General features: G+C 71.6%; 5 protein-coding genes. All 5 read left to right on the plus strand.

What is annotated here, in order from left to right; all coding sequences use genetic code 11:
- The first annotated feature begins 386 nt into the window (after positions 1 to 386).
- Positions 387 to 965 carry a hypothetical protein gene (locus ABZ749_RS28985; RefSeq protein ID WP_357233353.1) on the plus strand — a complete coding sequence of 193 codons (579 nt, stop codon included), beginning with the start codon at positions 387 to 389 and terminating at the stop codon, positions 963 to 965.
- A complete protein-coding gene (locus tag ABZ749_RS28990; protein WP_357233355.1) occupies positions 962 to 1,534 on the plus strand; it encodes a copper resistance CopC family protein in 573 nt (190 codons plus the stop codon). The genes ABZ749_RS28985 and ABZ749_RS28990 overlap by 4 nt, the downstream gene beginning before the upstream one ends.
- A 103-nt stretch (positions 1,535 to 1,637) precedes the next feature.
- A complete protein-coding gene (locus tag ABZ749_RS28995) occupies positions 1,638 to 2,630 on the plus strand; it encodes a DUF1702 family protein (protein ID WP_357233357.1) in 993 nt (330 codons plus the stop codon).
- A 146-nt stretch (positions 2,631 to 2,776) separates the two neighbouring features.
- Entirely contained in the window at positions 2,777 to 3,745 is a 969-nt protein-coding gene (locus ABZ749_RS29000; protein ID WP_357233360.1) for a DUF1702 family protein, read from the plus strand.
- A 75-nt stretch (positions 3,746 to 3,820) separates the two neighbouring features.
- Positions 3,821 to 5,149: polyketide synthase (locus ABZ749_RS29005; protein ID WP_357233362.1), on the plus strand; the 1,329-nt coding region annotated here is incomplete at its 3' end.

A 5,149-nucleotide genomic window follows, 5' to 3' on the forward strand; every position in this document is an offset into this window, starting at 1 on the left:
CCTCGTACCAGGTCGACGAGGAGGTGGTCCAGGAGTTCCGCCGCCACCACCCGGAGGACCGGTCGCTGGTCGACGCCGCGGCCTGGGCTGCCTGGTCGGCGGCTTCCCTGGTCGGTGCCCGGCAGGTGGCCGATCCGGTGACCGGACCGCCGCCCCAGCGCCACGGCTGACCACCGCCCCGCATCCGGACGTGCCACCCGGCCGCCGGGTGGCGCATCCGCGGGTGCAGAGCAAAGGCTGCGGACATGGAAGCGGCGGCGGGCGAGGTGGGTCCGGCGCCAACTGAGCATTGTGGAAGAAAGACGATGCGCCGCGAGCCGGAAGGGTGGGAGGGGATGCCGTCCGCAGGGCTCGGGCGGTGACCGCTACGGCGACTGGAGGCCAGGATGAGTGTTGATGCGGCGCGACCCGGGAGGGTCGGCCCGACCAACTGGTGGAACGGTGCCCACCACCGTACCGCGCTGAACCTGTTCATGGTCGTGGTGCTGGCGCACTGGGCCGAGCACCTCACGCAGGCGTTCCAGATCTGGGCGCTGGGCTGGCCCGTGCCGGAGGCGCGCGGAGTGCTCGGTCTGTACTTCCCCTGGCTGGTCACCTCGGAATGGCTGCACTACGCGTACGCGCTGGTGATGCTGGTCGGCCTGTGGCTGCTGCGCGGCGGTTTCGTGGGCCGGTCGCGCACCTGGTGGATGGTGGCCTTCGGGATCCAGTTCTGGCACCACATCGAGCACCTGATGCTCTTCGTGCAGGCTCAGACCGGCACGTTCTTCTTCGGCCGTTCGGTTCCCACCAGCATGTTGCAGCTGGTCCTGCCCCGGGTCGAGCTCCACCTGTTCTACAACACCGTGGTGTTCCTGCCGATGGTGATCGCGATCATCCTGCACCTACGGCCGAACCGGGCCGAGTCCGCGCTGATGACCTGCAGCTGCGCCCCACGGCTGACCGTGGCGCCCAGCATGCCGTGACGGCGTCGGAGGCAGCGCGTCCGGGGCCCGGGTCCCGCTGGTTCGGGTACCTCGTCGCCGTTGTGGTCTGCGCGGTGGTGGCGCTGGCCGCACTCACCGACAAGCCCACCGCCCGGGTCGCCGCGGTGACGCCGGCGGACGGCGCGACAGTGGCCGGTCCGCCGGCCGAGGTGGTGGTCACCTTCGAGGGCACGGTGCGGGCGAGGGAGTTCCATCTGGCCGTCGCGCCGGCCGGTCAGAGCCGTTCGATAGCGGCCGGTCCGGCGAAGCTGGAGGAGCAGCGGTTGGTGCTGCCCGTCCGCGTTCAGACCGCCGGGGCGTATCTGGCCGCGTACCACGTGTTGTTGACCGACGGACGGCAACTGAGTGGCACGACCCGGTTCACCGTGGCCGCTGCCGGGCCGCCCGTGTCGGTGGCCGCCGACGCCCCCTCGGTCGGGCCCGGTGGGCACCAGCACGGTGCCGACGATCCGCTCAGCGTGGGCCTCCTCGTGCTGGACCTGCTGCTGGTGGTGGTCGTGGCCGTCGTGCTGCTACGCCGGCCCCGGATCCGGGAGGGGCGACGCTGACGGTGACCGGGAGCGCATGAACGAAGGCGCGCGAGATGCGGCCGGCGTACGACGATGGGTACGCCGGCCGCGGCACGTCGCCGGGCCGTGAGGGAGGACGACGATGCCGACGACCCTGGGTTCGATACGGCGGCTGGTCCTGACGCCGTCACTGGCGGAGACGACCTTCGCCCGTCGCGGCTTCCCCGTGACGCCCGGCCCGGTGACCCGCCGCCTCGAGGCGATTCCGCAGGCGGTGATCTGCGGGTTCGAGTGGGGCATCGACATGCGCGACCAGTGGGAGCTGGAACGTCGTCTGGAACTGGTCGAACCGGAGATGCGCGGCTTCGCGTACGAGGGTGCGGCGATGGCGCTCACGGTCATCGACGCGATGCCGGGGCCGCGCCGCCACCGAGCCCGGGAGCTGCTCTCCGGTCCGGGCCGGCCGCACACCTTCCTGACCTACATCGGCATCGGGTTCGCCATGGCCCGCCTGCCGCGCCCACTGTGGAAGGGTGTGCTGCCGGATCTGACCGGCACCCCCTACTACCCGACGATGAGCTGGCTGGCCGTCGACGGCTACGGCTTCGACCGGGCGTACTTCGAGACCGAGCGGTGGGTGACCCGGCAGGAGCTGCTGCCCGCGTACCCCTGGCAGGGGCGGGCGGACTACTTCCCGCGCGCCGTCGACCAGGGCATCGGCCGGGCGCTCTGGTTCATCCACGGGGCCGGCGCGGCGGACGTCGCCGCGGCGGTGCGGCGGTTCGCGCCCGCCCGGCAGGCCGACCTGTGGAGCGGTGTCGGCCTGGCGGCCACGTTCGCCGGCGGCGCCGACCTGGGCAGCCTGCGCTCGCTGGTGGACGCCGCCGGAGAGGACCACGCGCACCTGGCGCAGGGCGCGGTCTTCGCGGCGAAGGCCCGGCACTTCTCCGGTTTCCAGCCGGCGCACACCGAGGTCGCGCTGACGGCGCTGGCCGGGATGTCGGTCGAGGCCGCCGCCGCCCTGGCCGACGACGTCGCGGTCGACAGCCTCGCCGACGACGCCGAACCGGACTACGAAGTGTGGCGCCGCCGCATCCGCGCTCATTTCCCGGTGCCCGCGACGCGCGTGTCGTAGCGATTCCCGCTACCCATTTAGGCGCCCATTTTCCGGGCGCGGCACCTGCCTGCCCGAGGTCGGTTCAAAGCGCCGCAACAATGAAGAAGAATGTCCTCGCCCGGGCTGCGAATATTGGCGACATATCTATTGCCCTGGGGGTGCTGATGAGAGCTTGGCGAAGGCTGCGACGGCGTGTCCTGACCCCTGACATCTCCCAGACGACGTGTGCCGTCCGGGGCTTCCACGTCACTGACGAAGCGACGCGCGAGCGCTTGGAGACCGTCGGCGGGTCCTTCCTCGCCGGCTTCGGCGAGGCCGCGGAGGCCCGAGTCGTGGCCGACGTCGTGGCCCCGCTGGAGCGGCTGGCGCCAACCTGGCGTGGCTTCGCCTACGAAGGCGCGGCCATGGGCCTGAGCATCCGCGACGCGCTGCCCGGGCGGGGCGGGCGGGTGGCCGAGTTCCTCGCCGGCCCCGGCGACCCGCACGTCTACATGGCGTACGTCGGGGTGGGCTGGGCGATGGCCCGGCTGCCCCGGTTCCTCTGGTCCCGGCTGTACGCGCCGGACCCGCTGCTGCGCTGGCTGGTGCTGGACGGCTACGGCTTCCACCAGGCGTACTTCCGCACCGGAAGCTACATCGAGCAGCGCTACCGCGAGGAAACCTTTCCCTGGCCCGGCGACGACCCGGGCAGGTACGCGGTGCGTGCGATCGACCAGGGCGTCGGCCGGGCCTCCTGGTTCGTGGTCGGGGCCGATCCGGACCGGCTGGCCCGCCTGTTCGCCGGGTTTTCGGAGCGGCGTCGGGCGGACCTGTGGGCCGGTGCCGGGCTGGCCGCCACCTATGCCGGCGGCGCTGACGAGGCGGGGCTGGAGCGGCTGCGCGAGCTGTCCGGGTCGTACCGGGGCGACCTGGCCCAGGGGTCGGCCTTCGCGGCCGGGGCCCGGGTGCGCGCCGGCCTGACGGTGCCGCACAACGAGGTGGCCACCCGGGTGCTGTGTGGGTTGTCGACGCGGGACGCTTCGGCGGTCACCGACGACACCCGGATCGGGGTGGCCCCGGCGAACGGCTTCCCCGCGTACGAAGTGTGGCGGCAACGGATCAGGAACGCGCTCGTGCCGATTCGGAAAAATTGATTTGCTTCATTCACCGAAGACCGTGCGCGAATTGTTCCGTGCTGCGCCGGGCGTTTGAGGAAGGGCGTAGTCAGTATGACAAGAATCGCTGTGGTGGGCATGGCGTGCCGCTATCCCGACGCCACGTCTCCGCGGGAGTTGTGGGAGAACGCACTGGCTGGCCGGCGGGCCTTCCGGCGGCTGCCCGACGTGCGGTTGAAGCTGGACGACTACTGGGACGCCGATCCGAAGACCCCGGACCGGTTCTACTCGCGCAACGCGGCGGTGATCGAGGGGTACGAGTTCGACCGGGTGGCCTACAAGATCGCCGGCAGCACCTTCCGCTCCACCGACCTCACCCACTGGCTGGCGCTGGACGTCGCCGCCGCGGCGCTGGCCGACGCCGGCTTCCCGATGGCCGAAGGGCTGCCCCGGGAGCGGACCGGCGTGGTCATCGGCAACAGCCTCACCGGTGAGTTCTCCCGCGCGAATCAGCTCCGCCTCCGCTGGCCGTACGTGCGGCGGATGGTCGGCGCGGCGCTCAAGGAACAGGACTGGGACGACGACCAGCTCGCCACCTTCCTGGACGGCTTCGAGGCCACCTTCAAGAGTCCGTTCCCGGAGGTCGACGAGGACACCCTGGCCGGCGCCCTGTCGAACACCATCGCCGGGCGGATCTGCAACCACTTCGACTTCAACGGTGGCGGATACACCGTCGACGGTGCCTGCTCCTCGTCGCTGCTGTCGGTGGCCACCGCCTGCAAGACGCTGATCGACGGCGACGTGGACGTAGCGATCGCCGGCGGCGTCGACCTTTCCATCGACCCGTTCGAGATCATCGGCTTCGCCAAGACCGGTGCGCTGGCCACCGGCGAGATGCGGGTCTACGACCGCTCCTCCAACGGCTTCTGGCCGGGCGAGGGCTGCGGCATGGTGGTGCTGATGCGGGAGGACGAGGCCCGCGCCGGAGGGCACCGCATCTACGCCTCGATCGCAGGCTGGGGCATCTCCTCCGACGGCAAGGGCGGCATCACCCGGCCCGAGATCAACGGCTACCAGCTGGCGCTGCGCCGAGCGTACGAGCGCACGGGCTTCGGCATCGAGACCGTCGGGCTGTTCGAGGGCCACGGCACCGGCACCAAGGTCGGCGACGCGACCGAGTTGGAGGCGTTGTCGCTCGCCCGCGCCGAGGCGGACCCGTCGGCGCCGCCGGCCGCGATCGGTTCGGTGAAGGGAATGATCGGTCACACCAAGGCAGCAGCCGGAGTGGCCGGCCTGATCAAGGCGGCGATGGCGGTGCACCAGGAGGTGCTGCCGCCCGCCATCGGCTGCGTGGACCCGCACGCGCTGATCAGCGAGGGCACCCCCGCGCTGCGGGCACTGCGCCGGGCGGAGGCCTGGCCCGCTGACACACCGGTTCGCGCC

It is taken from the genome of Micromonospora sp. NPDC047753 (assembly GCF_040642735.1).
Lineage (GTDB): Bacteria > Actinomycetota > Actinomycetes > Mycobacteriales > Micromonosporaceae > Micromonospora.

Bases quoted from the DNA above. Each gene is read 5' to 3' on its own strand.
- ABZ749_RS28985 (WP_357233353.1), top strand. From the start codon at position 387: ATGAGTGTTGATGCGGCGCGACCCGGGAGGGTCGGCCCGACCAACTGG.
- ABZ749_RS28995 (WP_357233357.1), top strand. From the start codon at position 1,638: ATGCCGACGACCCTGGGTTCGATACGGCGGCTGGTCCTGACGCCGTCA.
- ABZ749_RS29000 (WP_357233360.1), top strand. From the start codon at position 2,777: ATGAGAGCTTGGCGAAGGCTGCGACGGCGTGTCCTGACCCCTGACATC.